The 16,466-nt window shown below is 48.8% G+C and carries 10 protein-coding genes and 4 pseudogenes; 8 read left to right on the forward strand and 6 right to left on the reverse strand.

Annotated features, from left to right (window positions below):
* Positions 1 to 297: 297 nt before the first annotated feature.
* The 8 genes and pseudogenes from DXA15_RS15230 to DXA15_RS15265 all read left to right on the forward strand — a co-directional run bounded on the left by DXA15_RS15230 (position 298) and on the right by DXA15_RS15265 (position 9,015).
* Positions 298 to 774, forward strand: a complete 477-nt coding sequence (locus DXA15_RS15230; RefSeq protein ID WP_128134569.1) for a pyridoxamine 5'-phosphate oxidase family protein — start codon at positions 298 to 300, stop codon at positions 772 to 774.
* A gap of 20 nt (positions 775 to 794) precedes the next feature.
* Positions 795 to 1,253, forward strand: a complete 459-nt coding sequence (locus DXA15_RS15235; RefSeq protein WP_128134570.1) for a hypothetical protein — start codon at positions 795 to 797, stop codon at positions 1,251 to 1,253.
* Between the two features lie 67 nt (positions 1,254 to 1,320).
* Positions 1,321 to 2,220 carry a serine O-acetyltransferase gene (locus tag DXA15_RS15240; protein WP_128134571.1) on the forward strand — a complete coding sequence of 300 codons (900 nt, stop codon included), beginning with the start codon at positions 1,321 to 1,323 and terminating at the stop codon, positions 2,218 to 2,220.
* A gap of 46 nt (positions 2,221 to 2,266) precedes the next feature.
* Positions 2,267 to 3,843 (forward strand): annotated as a pseudogene (locus DXA15_RS15245) (class I SAM-dependent RNA methyltransferase).
* Positions 3,827 to 6,027 (forward strand): annotated as a pseudogene (locus DXA15_RS15250) (DPP IV N-terminal domain-containing protein). Before DXA15_RS15245 ends, DXA15_RS15250 begins: the two co-directional pseudogenes overlap by 17 nt.
* A gap of 275 nt (positions 6,028 to 6,302) precedes the next feature.
* Positions 6,303 to 7,570 (forward strand): annotated as a pseudogene (gene purD / locus DXA15_RS15255) (phosphoribosylamine--glycine ligase).
* The gene (locus DXA15_RS15260) at positions 7,571 to 8,581 is read left to right on the forward strand and encodes a hypothetical protein (RefSeq protein WP_128134572.1); all 1,011 of its coding nucleotides are present in this window, start codon (positions 7,571 to 7,573) and stop codon (positions 8,579 to 8,581) included.
* Positions 8,566 to 9,015 (forward strand): YqaA family protein, encoded by a 450-nt coding sequence (locus DXA15_RS15265; RefSeq protein WP_010801064.1) that lies wholly within the window; start codon positions 8,566 to 8,568, stop codon positions 9,013 to 9,015. The genes DXA15_RS15260 and DXA15_RS15265 overlap by 16 nt, the downstream gene beginning before the upstream one ends.
* Positions 9,016 to 9,030: 15 nt before the next feature.
* Here the strand turns inward: DXA15_RS15265 and DXA15_RS15270 are convergent, their stop codons facing one another.
* The 6 genes and pseudogenes from DXA15_RS15270 to DXA15_RS15295 form a co-directional block, all read right to left on the reverse strand.
* Entirely contained in the window at positions 9,031 to 9,744 is a 714-nt protein-coding gene (locus DXA15_RS15270) for a DUF5036 family protein (protein WP_233567317.1), read from the reverse strand.
* Between the two features lie 51 nt (positions 9,745 to 9,795).
* Positions 9,796 to 11,085: a S28 family serine protease gene (locus DXA15_RS15275; RefSeq protein ID WP_128134574.1), complete on the reverse strand. Its 1,290-nt coding sequence runs from the start codon at positions 11,083 to 11,085 to the stop codon at positions 9,796 to 9,798.
* Between the two features lie 3 nt (positions 11,086 to 11,088).
* Positions 11,089 to 12,108, reverse strand: a complete 1,020-nt coding sequence (gene queG, locus DXA15_RS15280) for a tRNA epoxyqueuosine(34) reductase QueG (RefSeq protein WP_128134575.1) — start codon at positions 12,106 to 12,108, stop codon at positions 11,089 to 11,091.
* A gap of 62 nt (positions 12,109 to 12,170) precedes the next feature.
* Positions 12,171 to 12,479 carry a GIY-YIG nuclease family protein gene (locus DXA15_RS15285; RefSeq protein WP_233567318.1) on the reverse strand — a complete coding sequence of 103 codons (309 nt, stop codon included), beginning with the start codon at positions 12,477 to 12,479 and terminating at the stop codon, positions 12,171 to 12,173.
* Between the two features lie 98 nt (positions 12,480 to 12,577).
* Positions 12,578 to 13,189, reverse strand: coding sequence for a polysaccharide deacetylase family protein (locus tag DXA15_RS15290; RefSeq protein ID WP_128134576.1), 612 nt, complete (start codon positions 13,187 to 13,189; stop codon positions 12,578 to 12,580).
* A gap of 3 nt (positions 13,190 to 13,192) precedes the next feature.
* A pseudogene (locus tag DXA15_RS15295) lies at positions 13,193 to 16,436 on the reverse strand (DUF2723 domain-containing protein).
* Positions 16,437 to 16,466: the final 30 nt, after the last annotated feature.

The following is a 16,466-nucleotide window of genomic DNA, read 5'->3' on the forward strand; positions in this document are numbered from 1 at the left end:
TTTCTTAAAGCTTTCTATCTGAGAGAAATGTGGCTAAAGCCAAAAAAGAACCTGCTTATAAACCGTCAGCTAAAGCAGACGGCAAATGAACCTGTAACAGATGAGTCACTTTGACAGTTGGATAGCTCAATTTTTTCTAGCTATTTGCCAATTAAGAAGTCTAATTTTTAGTCATGAACGATCTTGGGGGGACTGTTATTCTCATTTATATTTAAAAAAGAAAGAATTAGTCGCAGAAGTAAGTCCGAGAAGTTGAACTTTTTTACTATGTTTGCAAAAGCATAATTAAAAATAGTAATGAAGACACTGGTACATACAGAGAAAGAACATATCGAGGAAATTATCCGCAGTTGCGATGTCTGTTTCGTCGGACTGGCTGATACGGATGGTACGCCTTACGTTATTCCCATGAACTTTGGCTATCGGAACGGTGTTATCCATTTACATTCAGCGCAGGAAGGCCGAAGTATCTCAATCCTGGAACGTAACCCGAAGGTTTGCATCACCTTCAGCACCGACCATGATCTGGTATTCCAGCATCCCGAGGTGGCTTGCAGTTACCGTATGCGTTCCAAAAGCGTTATCGCATGGGGCGAAGTGCGGTTTGAAGAAGACTTCGACAAGAAAACGGAAGCGCTGGATATAATTATGAAACAGTATTCGAACAAGGAATTCCGTTATTCCGACCCGGCTGTGAAAAACGTAAAAATATGGCTGGTAGACCTCGATGAAGTAACATGCAAAGAGTTCGGGGCACCGCACAAGAAATACTAAACATTTAAGAGAATAAATTTATGAAGAATCTGTTAGCAATATTTTTAATGGTGTTCCTGTTCGCTTCATGCGAAGGACCGATGGGACCTCCGGGACAAGATGGCGGTATTACCGAATGGTGGATAAAGGAGGATATAAAAGTCAAATCGAGTGATTGGGAATTGGTCTACAACGAGAATAAGGATCCGATTTATATCTATGAATACAGGATTGACGATCAGGATATGAGCTTGTATACAGATACTTATCGCAAGGGGTTAATAACGACCTATATGTATTTGGATTTTGATGATGATGCAGAAGCACAAACAGCACTGCCAAATCCCGTACACCGAAGAGATGCAAAGGATAACAGTATCTTATGGACAGAAACCTATTCATGTGATTACACCCGTGACGGTTTCCTCATCTTCAAGGTGACATTCTCCGACTTCTTTACTGATCAACGGCCGCCTGAAACGCACTTCAAAGCAGTTTAACATATTAAAAAGTACACATATATCAGATATTTAATGTACTTTTGCCCAAAATAAGACTTTCAAAATAATGGGATTGCAAAAGCATAGCAAGGTATTGAATGAAACAGTAGAAAAGCTGTCGGACGAATGTTCATACAAACAACTGTTTCATGCCTACCGCGATGAAGAGGCATTGCCTTCAGGTGAAGTACTGGAGGAGATCATCGACTTGTGCCGTGCAATCCTGTTTCCAGGCTATTACGGGAATGCGCGGATCAGTACACAGACGATCCGTTTCCATACCGGGGTCAATATTGAAAAGTTGCACGAGCTGCTCAGCCGTCAAATCTATGCGGGCCTTTGCCTGGCCGACACCAACTGTACTTCCTGTGCGGAAGAGCAGATCCTCAGCCAGGCAAAAAAACTTTCCGAAGCATTCATTTCCACACTGCCGGAAATGCGCTGTCTGCTTGCCACCGATGCCGAAGCCGCCTACAACGGCGATCCGGCAGCACAAAACATCAATGAAGTTATCTTCTGTTACCCGGGCTTCCGGGCAATAGGCAATTATCGTATAGCGCACCAGCTTTATAAGTTGGGCGTTCCTTTTATACCCCGGATGATCACCGAAATGGCTCATTCCGAAACCGGTATCGACATTCATCCGGGAGCTCAGATAGGACATTATTTCTCTATCGACCACGGTACGGGTACCGTGATCGGCGAAACCAGTGTGATCGGGAATAACGTACGCATCTTCCAGGGTGTCAGCCTTGCCGGAGAGAAGCTGCCACCCGATGAGAACGGGAACGCGATCCGCGGTGTCCCCCGCCATCCCATCCTGGAAGACAATGTGACCGTCTACTCCAACGCGACGCTATTGGGGAAAATACGGATCGGTAAAGGTGCCACGATATGCGGCAACGTCTGGATCACCGGAGATGTTCCCCCCGGTGCTGTCATTACACAAAATAAAGTAACTAAATAAATATCTTTTCTTACAACGCACGCAAATGAATAACGAGACATTTGAAATGGTGGCCAAAACCCTGTACGGGTTAGAAGAAATACTGGCCGGTGAGTTATTAGCTATAGGCGCCAACGATATAGAAATTGGTCGCCGGATGGTATCCTTCACAGGAGATAAAGAAGTGCTTTACAGAGCCAACTTCTGTTGCCGCACCGCCTTACGCATCCTGAAACCGATCTATCATTTCAAGGCAAAAGATGCCGATACGGTTTATAAGGAAGTGAAAAAGGTCGTATGGGAAAACTATATGTCACTGGACAAGACGTTCGCGATCGACTCCGTGATCTATTCAGAAGATTTCAATCACTCTAAATTCGTGGCTTACCGTACAAAAGATGCGATCGTTGACTACTTTATGGAGAAGCACAACAAACGTCCTTCCGTACGTGTGAACAATCCCGACTTATACATCAATATACATATCTCGCACAACGACTGTACCTTGTCTATCGACAGTTCGGGCGAGAGCCTTCACAAACGCGGATACCGCGTGGAACAGACCGAGCACCGCTGAACGAAGTGCTGGCTGCCGGTATGATCCTGAAGACAGGCTGGAAAGGCGAATCCAATTTCGTCGACCCGATGTGCGGTTCCGGTACGCTACTGATCGAAGCGGCTATGATCGCCCTGAACATCGCCCCGGGTATCCACCGCAAGGAGTTCGCTTTCGAGAAATGGATCGACTTCGACCAGGAACTGTTCGACCGCATCTATAACGACGAAAGCCAGGAACGCGAATTCACTTTCAAATGCTACGGTTCGGATATCAACCCGGCCGCTATCGAGATCGCCCAGAAGAATATCCGTAGCGCAGGCCTGGCCAAATACGTCGAACTGAAAACGATGCCTTTCCAGCAATATACGGAAGCACCGCAACCGGGTATTCTGGTAACCAACCCGCCTTATGGCGAACGTATCTCCTCCCGCGACCTGCTGGGACTTTATAATATGATCGGCGAACGCGTCAAACATGTGTTTACCGGATATAAAGTATGGATACTCAGCTACAAAGACGAATGCTTCGACAAGATCGGCCTGCGTCCCAGCGAACGGATGAAGCTGATCAACGGCTCGCTCGACTGCGAATACCGTTGTTACGAAATATTTGAAGGAAAGAACAAAGACTATAAGAAAGCATTGAACGAGGAAGGCGCGGAAAGAACGGAAGATTCCGCCTCACGCCCAAGGCCCTCGTTCCCTGAAAAAAGATATGACACCCGTCCTGCAGGTCGCCCGAACTTCAAGACCGACCGCATGGACCGCCCCGACCGTCGTTTCGCCGCTGCTCACAGTGAAGACGAAAACGAACGTACATCCGCAGCACCGGGAAAACGTTTCTTCGGTGAAGAACGCGGTGACGGCCGTCCTGCCCGCAAACAGTTCGGAGGCGAACGTGGTGAACGCCCGGTTCGTCCGATTTTGCACAAAGCCGGTGAAAAACGCCCCGTCAAAATGCGTTACAAAGACGAAGACGACAGGTTCTCTAAAAACAGAAAGAACTTCGGAGACAGAAAACGCGGAGAAGGCCGTCCATTCAAGAAACCATTCAGAAGAGAAGACAACGATGACTTTGAAGATTAAACACTTCCTGGTTCTTTGCGTGTTCGCTTTATCTACATCCATGACGCTGATGGCACAGGACAAACAACTCACATTACACGACCTGCTTCCGGGAGGGAAGACACACAATAAGTTCGTCCCGGCCAGTCTCAAACAGCTACAATGGTGTGGGGACACTTACCTGTATGTCAAAGGAGACAGTATGATATGCGGCGTACCCGAAAAGAAAGAGCAGGTTGCCTTTACACGCAGCCGACTCAATGAGGCGCTTTCGGCAGCCGGACTTCCGACGGTAGGCAGCCTGCCCGGATTTTCGGTTCCCTATAAGGACCAGCCGGTACTGGCTTTTACCAGTAAAGGCCACCGCCTGCATTACAATTTTGCCGAAAACAAGATAATTGGCAATTATCAGCTGGACAGCAAAGGATCGAACTATAACTTCTGTCCGGCCAATAACTGTCTGGCATTCACGGTGGGAAACAACATACAGATTCTTTCACCGGAGAATCAGACGAGCATTGTTACACGTGAAACAAAAAATGGAATCGTATGCGGACAGGCAGTCCATCAACGTGAATTCGGCATCAGCAAAGGACTGTTCTGGTCACCGGCAGGTTCCGCCCTGGCTTTCTACCGGATGGACGAGAGCATGGTCACAGACTATCCTATCGTCAATATCGATGCCCGCCAGGCAAAAGCCGAACCGGTTAAATATCCGATGGCCGGCATGAAGAGCCATGAGGTAACAGTCGGTGTGTACAACCTCTCGACAGGCGAAACCGTCTGGCTGGAAACCGGAACCCCGAAAGAAAAGTTCCTTACCAACATCGCCTGGAGCCCGGATGAAAAGAGCATCTATATTGCCGAACTGAACCGCGAACAGAATGAGATGAACCTGGTTCGCTATTCTGCCCTGACCGGCAAGAAAGAAGCCGTCCTTTTCACAGAAACGAACGAACATTACGTTGAACCGCAATATCCTGTACTCTTCCTCCCGAACGATCCCGGCAAATTCATCTGGCAAAGCCAGAAAGACGGATACAACCACCTGTATCTGTATGACACCACCGGTAAACAACTGAAACAACTGACACAGGGAGAATGGGTAGTCACCCAGGTAATCGGTTTCGACGCCAAAGGCGAGAACCTGTTTATCACTTCCACCCAACCGCACATACGGAGTTCGTTCAATTACGGCACTCCGATGAATGTAAACGGCTGGAAGCTGAATCTGAAGAAGGGGGAGACATCCCTGCTGACACCGAATGCCGCCCTGGAAAGTGTACATACCTTTCGGTCAGCGCCTCCGGCAAATATGCGATCGACAGTTACGACGCTCCGAAAATCCCGCGCATCATCAACCTGATCCGGACCAAAGACGGCAAGGAGATCAAAAACCTCCTGACCGCCCGGGACCCATACAAAGGCTACACACTGCCGGAAATAGAAGCTGGTACCATAAAATCTGCCGACGGTACAACCGACCTGCATTTCCGCCTGGTCAAACCTGTCGGACTGGATGAGAACAAGAAATACCCGACCATCGTCTACGTCTACGGCGGCCCCCACTCACAACTGGTAACGGGCGGCTGGCAGAACGGCGTAAGAGGCTGGGATATCTATATGGCACAACGCGGCTATGTGGTTTTCACGGTCGACAACCGCGGCACATCTAACCGGGGATTCGCTTTCGAAAGCGTGATCCACCGCAACCTGGGTGTCAACGAGATGGCCGACCAGATGAAAGGCGTGGAATACCTGAAATCGCTTCCTTACGTGGATGCCGACCGTATCGGTGTGCACGGATGGAGCTACGGCGGCTTCATGACGACCAACCTGATCCTGACGCATCCCGATGTTTTCAAAGTCGGTGTTGCCGGCGGTCCGGTGATCGACTGGAGCAACTACGAGATCATGTATGGAGAGCGTTATATGGACCGTCCGCAAGATAATCCGGAAGGGTATAAGAACGCCAACCTGAAGCTGAAGGCAGGCAACCTGAAAGGCCATCTCCTCCAGATACACGGCGACATCGACCCGGTAGTAGTATGGCAACATAGCCTGGGCTTCCTGAAAGCCTGCGTGGATGCAGATACCTATCCCGATTATTTCGTCTACCCCCGCCACGAGCACAACGTGACAGGCAAAGACCGCCCGCATCTCTACGAGAAGATAACACGGTATTTCGATGACTATCTGAAGTAGTAGTTGATAGTTGACAGGTTTATTTGCCGTCTGCTTCAGCTGACGGATAGTTAATGGAGATATATTCATTAGACTTTAGTCCCATTTCTTACTGATTATAGTTATTGATTAATAAGAGAAATGTGGCTGAAGCCAAAAAAAAACAGCTTTTAAACCGTCAGCTAAAGCAGACGGCAATTGAACTAAGGCTAAAGCCATGTGAGATATTACAGTATAACAACAGTAATAGACTATAACGATAATAAATTATAAAGACAATAATAAATTACGACGATATGAACATATTACTATTAGGCTCCGGCGGCCGCGAACATGCAATAGCCTGGAAGATTTCCCAAAGTCCGAAAGTAGATCAGTTATTCATTGCCCCCGGCAACGCAGGTACTGCACAGGTGGGAACTAATGCATATATCAAGGCGGACGATTTCGCCGCCATCAAAGACTTTGTACTGGCCAACGATGTGAATATGGTTGTTGTCGGTCCGGAAGACCCGCTGGTAAAAGGTGTTTACGACTTCTTCAAAAACGACACCTCGCTAGCCGGCATCCCCGTGATCGGCCCGTCCAAAGCCGGTGCGCAGCTGGAAGGCAGCAAAGACTTTGCCAAAGCATTCATGATGCGCCATAACATACCGACCGCCCGTTACAAGAGCATCACAGCCGAAAATATCGCCGAGGATACGCCTTCCTCGAATCGCTGCCTGCCCCTTACGTGCTGAAAGCTGACGGACTGGCTGCCGGAAAAGGCGTACTCATCCTCGAAACGCTGGAAGAAGCGAAAAAAGAACTGGGTGACATGCTAAACGGTATGTTCGGCGATGCCAGCAAGACAGTGGTTATCGAAGAGTTCCTGACAGGTATCGAATGTTCGGTATTCGTCATGACCGACGGTACGAACTATAAGGTGCTCCCCGTAGCCAAAGACTACAAACGGATCGGCGAAGGCAATACCGGCCTAAACACCGGCGGTATGGGTGCCGTTTCCCCTGTTCCATTTGCCGACGAGGCTTATATGGCCAAAGTAGAAACACAGATCATCCGTCCGACCATCGAAGGTCTGAAAGCGGAAGGTATCGACTATAAAGGCTTCATCTTCCTGGGCCTTATCAATGAGAACGATCCCAAGGTAATCGAATACAACTGCCGTATGGGCGACCCGGAAACGGAAGTGGTCATGCTCCGCATCCAGAGCGACCTGGTAGACCTGCTGGAAGGCGTGGCCGAAGGTAACCTCGACAAGCGCACCCTGACAATAGACCCGCGTGCAGCCGTTACGGTCATGCTGGTAAGCGGCGGTTATCCCGAAGCCTACGAAAAAGGCAAACTGATCTACGGGCTGAACGACATCACCTCCGACAACATCATCTTCCACGCCGGCACCGTCTCCGCCAGCGACCGGATCATGACCAACGGCGGACGTGTCATCGCTGTCAGCTCCTACGGAGCCAATAAGGAAGAAGCCCTGGCCAAATCATTCGCCGGAGCAAAGACCATCATGTTCGACAAGAAATATTTCCGAAGCGACATCGGGTTCGATTTGTAAATGAACAATACATACAGCTATTCTCGCAGACACACCATTTCGGGACCGGCAACTTTTGCCTGTACCCTGATGGCCTGTGTCGCCTGCTGGATCGTGAGTTATCTGAACTCGGTCGGCTATCCGGTGTATGGAGAAGTGACGGCACCGCCCCTGTGGAATGCTATCTGCCAGGTATTGCCCGGCAAGGCTTTCACCTATGCTATCGGCATGCTGCTGATGTTCGGGGGCGCCTTCCTGCTCCACCGTGCCAACTATGTCCTGGTGCTGATCCGCGAGAAAACGTTGTTACCTTTCCTGTTTTATGTACTGTTCATCAGTACCAACCCGGATTTTCTGCCGCTGAAATCCACCTCAGTCGGCGTATTCTGCCTGATTCTGGCCATCTATCAGCTATTCACATCTTACCACGACCCCGGTGCCAAGGGCAAAGCCTACAATGCCTCTCTGCTGATCGGGATCGGAAGCCTGCTATGGATACATATCCTCTGGTTCATTCCTCTGTTCTGGATAGGGATGTATAACTTCAGGAGCTTGAGTATCCGTACCTTTCTAGCCTCCCTGCTCGGTGTAAGTACCGTCTACTGGTTCCTGCTGGGCTGGTGTATCTGGTTCCGCGACTTCACGCCGTTCACGATTCCGTTTGCCACGCTGTTCAAGATACGCATCCTGGCCGCTGCCGGCATCGGGTTGCTAGACTGGGTCGGCATCATCGCCATCGCCATGCTGACGGCTGTATCCGCCATCAACATCATCACGCACGAATACGAAGATGTGCTGCGTACACGCCAGTTCCTGTCCTTCCTGATCTGTATGTCGGTATGGGCCTTTGCGCTCTATTTCCTGTACGAGCAGGCATCGGAAGAGTTTCTGGAGACAGCCTGTATCCCCTCTGCCATACTGATCGCCCATTTCTTCACCGTCATGCGGGGTAAGATAGTTTTCTGGACCTTCTATTCCACCATTGTTCTATTTATCGCTCTCTTGTTTCTACGCCTATGGAATTTCTTATAGAATACGGATATATCGGGGTGTTCATCGCCTCTTTCCTCGCAGCGACGATCCTGCCTTTCAGCAGCGAAGTCGTCCTGACCGGTGTTTTACTGGCTGGTTCTGCCTACTGGCCCTGCATGGTCGCTGCCACATTGGGTAACTTCCTGGGCGGCATGAGCTGTTACTGGCTCGGCATGCTGGGAAAAGTGGAATGGATCGAGAAATACCTCAAGCTGGATGCCAAAAAGCTGCAAAAGGTACAGGACTGGATTGCCGGTAAAGGTTCCTGGATGGGTTTCTTCGTCTTCCTCCCCGGCATCGGCGACTTTATCGCGGTAGCGCTCGGTTTCCTGCGCGCCAACGTCTGGATCGTCGCCATCTCCATGTTCCTGGGCAAAGCCATCCGCTATTGGGTATGGATGGAGTTTGTATATAAGGTGCAGGGAATGTTTTAAACTTTCTTTCCCTTATTATACTACTTGAATGATGACTTCCGTAAAGATACTACCGCGGCGCACATAGATGGAGTATTCTTTCGAATCGGTCCAATAATAATAGGTAACTGTCAATTTACCACCATCGGTCGTTATCTCAAATCCATCGGAAGTTGAGTATAAGAACTCGACATCTTTCGGAAAATCCATTTCCACAACATCACCACTGTTACTCACCTCACCGATCACGCTGCCGTATTCCGGCAAGCCCTGCGGATCGGGATAAACGGGGGCATATTTGACTACGGCTCCCACATTGACAGCCGTTCCCGTATTCGCTATATCCTTCACGATTTCAGATTCAACATAAAACTGGTAATAAGAGGCTTCGAGAGCAATCGCAGGTTTTCCGGAAGGAAATTCGAGTATCGAATTGCGATTGAAGGCCTGGTAAAGGCATCCCGGCAACACGGCCGCCTTCCGCACGAGCCCGTCTCCGACCCTGGGAGGAACAACCTTTCCAATCCCGTTTGCACCACCGAGTTCCACAAGCAGGCACGACGAGCCGCTGAAATTGTTTTCATCCGTGATATAAATATCCGAATTGCCCAGATACGTTTTTCCGTTATCCTCATTGAGCATATTCAATGTGGTGACATCCTCCAATTCTACTGAATCATCATCGGAGCAAGATGTTGCGAAAAATACGCTCGCAACAAACAGAAGTTGAAATAATAGCTTCTTTTTCATCATTTATCAATTAATAGTTTTACAATAGGAAACACACACAAAGTGTTTATGTTATTCCGCCAGCCACTGATTCAGCTGCGTCAAGATCTTTTCCTTCATATCTTCAGGCATATTACCGATGCGGGCACGATGGCTACCGCGGGGCTGGAAGTAGACCTGTTCATTCTTCTTTCCTTTGAAAACCGGAGCATGGGCTGCACTCCACGGGTCGATTTCACCGTAAATAAAGATCATCTTCGGATCATTGTCCTTCAGAAAATCATAAATCTTATGGTAAAGGGCGGGGCGGAACTCGACCTTGCCGACCAGCTCTTTGGGCAACATGATGCGGCTCAGATAACCTTTGCTACTGTCGATGGTGAGGTATTTCTTGAACGGCTTCGTGTCATATCCGTAATAACCTAGTTCGCGGGCGGCCTGAACAAAGAAAGAAATAGTAGGCTGGTTCTCCGCAAAATAGTCGGGACTGCTGATATCCATCAGATGTTTGAACAGCGTCGGGGTATCGGAATGGAGGGAAGGAATAACAGATACGGACGTTCCCCACTGCCATAAGGCAAAAGGATACTCCAGCACGCAATAATCGAGTACTTCGGGCATCGGGATACGGTATTCCAGGTTCTTTTCTTTGGAAAAAGCCTCCAGCAAAGGGATAATCTCTTCTTTGCGTTTCAAGACCTCCTTCTGGAACGCTTCTATCTTGCGGCGCTCCTGTTTTGTACCGACCTTACGGAGGAACGGTTCGTGGCGACCGTCTTCAACGCCTTTGCACAGCGGACCGACGTAAGGGACGGAGATGTCCACGTCGTCCGGGAAAAAGGCACGGTAAAGCATGGTAGTCTGGCCGCCTTTGCTGATACCGGTGCTGATCCATTTGCCGGTATAAAGCTGCTTGAAAGTCTGGTTGACGTTATGCAGGTCGTAAGCGGAATTTTCGGCAGTCAGATAATCCCAGTTGCAGGGTTCGGGTGTGGATTCCAGGAAATAACGATACTCCACAAAGACCAGGTTGGCATTCAGCAGCTTGGTCAGTTCCTCCTCGTATTTGGGGTTCAAGGCATAAGCACCACCATACCCTTCGGTGACAATAACGGTCGGGCGATCGAAACCGACATGGCCTACAACAACACGCTGGGTGAAAGTGCCGGCTTCCGGATTTTTAGGGTCGACAAGCTGGGTGATACGTACAAGATATTTTTCGGGATAGACGTCCGATTCCAGTTGTTCGACACTGGTGATCCCTTTCAGGGCGGCAAGCTTCTCCTTCAGTTCGCCCGGCGCGGCAAAGGCAGCCAGGGTACAGAGAAAAGAGAGAAGCAGAAGATTGAATGTTCTTCTCATGGCTTATTCTTTTTTGTTATTTATTGTTCTTATCAGTCCTTCATATTTGGCTCGTTTCACAGCCGACCCGGCAAAGATACGATTATAATCGTCGCGGGTAAAGCAGCGAAGGTCTTCTTTTTTCAAAGACAGGAAAGCCGGTGAAGGAGAAAAAGCCACTTCACGGGTAGGACTGGCAAAGCGGTTCCAGGGACAGACCTCCTGGCAGGTGTCGCAACCGTAGAGGCGGTCGCCCAGGCGGGAAGCCTGTTCGGAAGGGATATCGCCTTTATGCTCGATCGTAAGGTAAGAGATGCACTTGTTTGCGTTCAGGTGGCCGGGACGTTCCAGGGCACCTGTCGGACAGAAATCGAGGCAACGGCGGCAGGCACCGCAACGATTCTTCTGAGGGGTGTCGTAATCCAGTTCCAGGGTTGTGACGATCTCTCCGAGAAAGAAAAAGGAGCCTTTACCGGGTATAATCAGGTTGGTATTCTTCCCAATCCAGCCAAGACCGGCTTTCCAGGCCCAGTAACGCTCCAGAATGGGAGCAGAGTCGGTGAAGAAGCGGGCGACAGGAAGGGTAGAGTCAGCCTGTCCCCGTGCTTGACACGGGGCCGCCGAGGAACCGGTCTCCTCATTTTCCGGTCGAAACGGCCTGCTCACTTGCGGCCCCGTGTCAAGCACGGGGACAAGGCTTGTTATGTATTCCCAAAGCTGCCGGAGTTTGTCTTTCACAACGATATGATAGTCCTTCCCATAAGCATAATAGGAAATGCGCGGGGAACCGGGAGATTGCTTCTGTGCCGGATAGTAATTAAGGGCCACGGAAATAACGGAACGGGCACCTTCCACCAACCCCGCAGGATCGAGCCGGATATCACGGTAGTTCTCCATATATTTCATGCCGGCATGACATCCTTCGGCTATCCACCGATCAAAAAACAAAACTTCGGTGTCTGCGGAAGCCACTTCAGCTATTCCGCAGGCATCGAAGCCTAATTCCTTCGCTTTGTTCTTTATTAATATGGATAAACTATGCATCTCGACTAAATAGAAACTTCAACATTCTGTCATGGCGGGCTTGACCCGCCACCGCATCCTACTCAAATACACATATCCCAATCTGCTGCTAAATCTTTCCACTCTGGATTCATATCCACAATAAGTGCATTCTTCCAGCATCTTTTCCAATTTTTCAACTGTTTTTCTCGGGCTATAGCTTCATCTATACTATTAAACTCTTCAAAATAAACAAGTTTTACACAATTATACTTACTGGTAAAACCCGGTATCTCACCACTTTTATGTTCCCTTATCCGCCGTTCCAAATTATTGGTAACGCCAGTATATAAAACATTTCCATGCTCATTGGTTAACATGTATATCCAATACTGATGTATATTTTTTATCACAGCTTATTAATTATGTCCTCCCGGACTCGATCCGGGATCTCACCCTAAACAAATATGTCATGTAGGATGAGATGGCGGGTCAAGCCCGCCATGACAGATTATTCAAACACTTTAAAAGTATACCCTTCCTTCTGCAACCACTCGATAGCGCGAGGCATGGCTTCGCGCATGTTCGTTTCGGCTTTCAGGGAGTCGTGGAAGACAATGACGGAGCCGTTGCGGGTATAGTTCTTTACCACATTGAAGACACCGTTCGGAGTCATGTGAGGACTGTAATCGCGGGTCACCACGTCCCACATGATGATCTTGTACTTCCGGCGCAAGGCGACAACCTGCGGAAAACGCATATGCCCGTGGGGAGGACGATATAAATCGCTCTGAATATATTCGGCAGCCTTCTCTATGTTATCCAGATAATTCTTCGTCCAGTATTGAAGTCCCTGGATATGATTGTAAGTATGGTTCCCTACCCGGTGGCCGCGGTCGAGCACCATCTGATAGATATCCGGATGTTTGCGGACATTATCCCCTACACAGAAGAAGGTAGCCTTCACACCATATTTGTCGAGTATATCCAAAACCCAAGGGGTAACCTCGGGAATTGGGCCGTCGTCGAAGGTGAGATATACACACTTCTCCTTGGCCGGTATCCGCCAGATTACCCCTGGGAACAGGACCCTGTAGAACCAGGGCGGTTGTTCTATAAACATACGTTATTTATTTCCACGCACCGAACCCCAAGCCATCCGGTAGTTGTCAAACTCTTCCTGATACTTAGCAGCGAATTCGGGATTATAATGTTTGCTGACCGTCAACACTTGATTCATGACAGCCAGGTTATGTTCCAACTCTCTCGTTACAGAGGCCAGCTGAGAAGGTCTCAGACGGAAGAACCAGTCGATATTGCGCATTGCATTCTCTGCAATTCCGGTAAAGACCTCTTCTGCCTTTTCATCCTGGTCGAGCGCATAATACAATTCGCCTGTCGTAAGAGCGGTATAATCCAACGGAACATTCTCCGGCGGCAGTACTTCCATACATTTATTCAGTACATTCAGCGCTTTTTCACTCTTACCTTCCTTCAACAGGTCTTCAGCCAACTTATTGAACAATGCCATACGGTAGCTCTTACACATACGCATCACGTTTTCGTCGATGTAAACGCCCGGTTTGTCTACGCCACCCCATTTGAACTTATTCATCACGTTGTCGTACATCTTTTCCGTGTTGGTGCCTTTATTCGCCTGCTTTGGAACGATCTGGTAAGCCAGACCGGTCTGTTCGAAGTAACCGTCCAGACCGACAAACTGGTCAGGATTTACGGTAATCGCATAATAAATAGGACGTTCCCAATTATTGGTCTGCAACATATCCAGGATCATCAGTTCCTGTTTGCCCAAAGCAGTCTTGCCTTTCAGGCTGATTGTCATTTCCTTCAATAAACCGGTCGAATCGGTAGCCAGGCCTTTGGCAACGGCTGTCGCTGAATCCACCTTATAGATAAGCGTTTCCGAAGGGATATAGTCGAGTTCCTGATTGAAACCAGGTATCTTCTTGAATTTCGGATCATTGCTGCGTACAAAGTTCAGCCCGGTACTCAGGTCGATAGGTTTATCCATCATCGGGACAATATAGGCAGCATCGCGTGTACCCTGTATATAATCGGCACGGTCCCATGAAATAGGCAGCGGAGCCGATTCGTACGCCTGTTTCTTCATCTGGTCGATATACCAATCTGTCTGCAAATAACTGGTGTTACATACACGGACATCGGTACGGATACCCTCCACTTCCTGTGCATACCATAACGGGAAAGTATCGTTATCGCCATTGGTAAAGATCACGGCATTCGGTTCGCACGATTCCAGGTAGTTAGCACCGAAATCACGGCAAACATAACGTCCCGAACGGTCATGGTCGTCCCAGTTCTGACCCGCCATCTGGATAGGCACGAACAGGCACAGTACTGTCGCAACAGAACCTGCCACCACCGGAGACAACTTGCCGTATTTCTGCATCAGCTTCGCCAGGGCCGCGACACCGAACCCGATCCAGATACAGAAGGCATAGAAGGAGCCTGCATACGCATAGTCTCGTTCACGCGGTTGATACGGCGTCTGGTTCAGATAGAGCACGATAGCGATACCTGTCATAAAGAACAGGAAGAAAGTGATCCAGAAACTCTGGATACCACGCTGCCCGGAATAAGCCTGATACAAAAGCCCCAGGATACCGAGCAGGAGCGGCAACATATAATATACATTATGTCCTTTATTGTCAGCTATATCGGAAGGCATGTTGTCCTGCGGACCTACAAGCACCTCGTCGATTGCCTTGATACCGGTAATCCAGTTTCCGTTCATCACTTCACCATTTCCCTGGATATCATTCTGACGGCCGGAGAAGTTCCACATGAAGTAACGCCAGTACATGAAGTTCAGCTGATAGGCAAAGAAATAACGCAGGTTTTCGGCAAACGTCGGCTTCATCACCGTCACGTTCTCACCACAACGGTTGAACTTCACAGGTTCCCCCTTAAACTGCGACCATTCCTTATAAGCTCCCACATGCGCATCCACATTGCTGTACATACGTGGGAAAAGCATATTCAGTTCGTCTACATATTCATATTCAACATCGTGGCGCGAAACAAAATATTTGTCTTTTTCACTCGGATCTTTCTTGATGACACGGCTCCATACAGCTTCACCTTCCTTGGTTACAGGAGCGCAGTTACCGCCCTGGTTCTCACGCTGTACTTCCGAAGCAAACGTCTGTCCGTACAACAACGGTGTTTTACCATACTGTTCACGAGCCAGATAAGAACGCAAAGTGAAAATATCGCTCGGTGCATTCTGGTTCATCGGCGTATCGGCCGTCGCACGGATCATCGTCAGCGCATAAGAAGAATAACCGACAACGATCACCATCAGGCAAACCAATACGGTATTCAGCATCTTGATATTCACCTTCTTGCTCATAAACAAATAAGCAGTCAGGGCACCTGTCAGAATAACCGCCAGCACATAGCCGCTTCCGATAAACGGCACACCCACCAATACGATAGACAGGATAAACGCCACCTTCATGCGTACCGGGTTAATTTCATCGCGCATCGTTTCCCAGATAGACCAGATCAGCACAGCGGCCAATACAATCACATAGGCAAATACACCTGAATTGTAAGGCATTCCCAACACATTGACAAACAACAGTTCGAAATAGCCGCAGACTTCAACCAATCCCTGTACGACACCATACATCATCAGTCCGACAATTGCGAACGAAACCAGCAACGCATAGATAGTCCTTCATCGTAGGATTCGGGAATTTCTTATAGTAATAAACCAGCACGATAGCCGGGATACAAAGCAAGTTCAACAGGTGGACACCGATACTCAACCCCATCAGGTAAGCGATCAGTACGATCCAGCGGTCGGCATGCGGACGGTCAGCCGCCTCTTCCCACTTCAGGATCAGCCAGAAAACCAATGCAGTAAACAGAGAAGAATAAGCATATACTTCACCTTCCACGGCACTGAACCAGAATGTATCGCTAAATGTATAGGCCAATGCTCCTACCAGACCGCTACCCATAATTGTGATCATCTGACCCAATGAGATTTCACTCTCATCGTCCACCATGATCTTACGGGCCAGGTGTGTGATACTCCAGAACAGGAACAGGATTGTCAGCCCGCTAAAGAGTGCCGACATCGAATTGACCATTTTAGCCACTGTGGAAGTATCCGACGCCAGCTGCGTGAACAGGTTGGCCGTCAACATAAAGAACGGTGCTCCGGGCGGATGCCCAACTTCCAGTTTAAAAGCAGAAGAGATGAACTCACCACAATCCCAGAAACTGGCAGTGGGTTCGATAGTCATCAAATAAACGGTTGAAGCGATCAGAAAAACGATCCATCCCAACACGTTGTTGATTAGTTTATACTTTCTCATGTTTGTATAAAGTGTGATAATTAGTTGTCA

Origin of the sequence: Parabacteroides sp. AM58-2XD (assembly GCF_003463685.1) — a bacterium.
Taxonomy (GTDB): Bacteria; Bacteroidota; Bacteroidia; order Bacteroidales; family Tannerellaceae; genus Parabacteroides; species Parabacteroides segnis.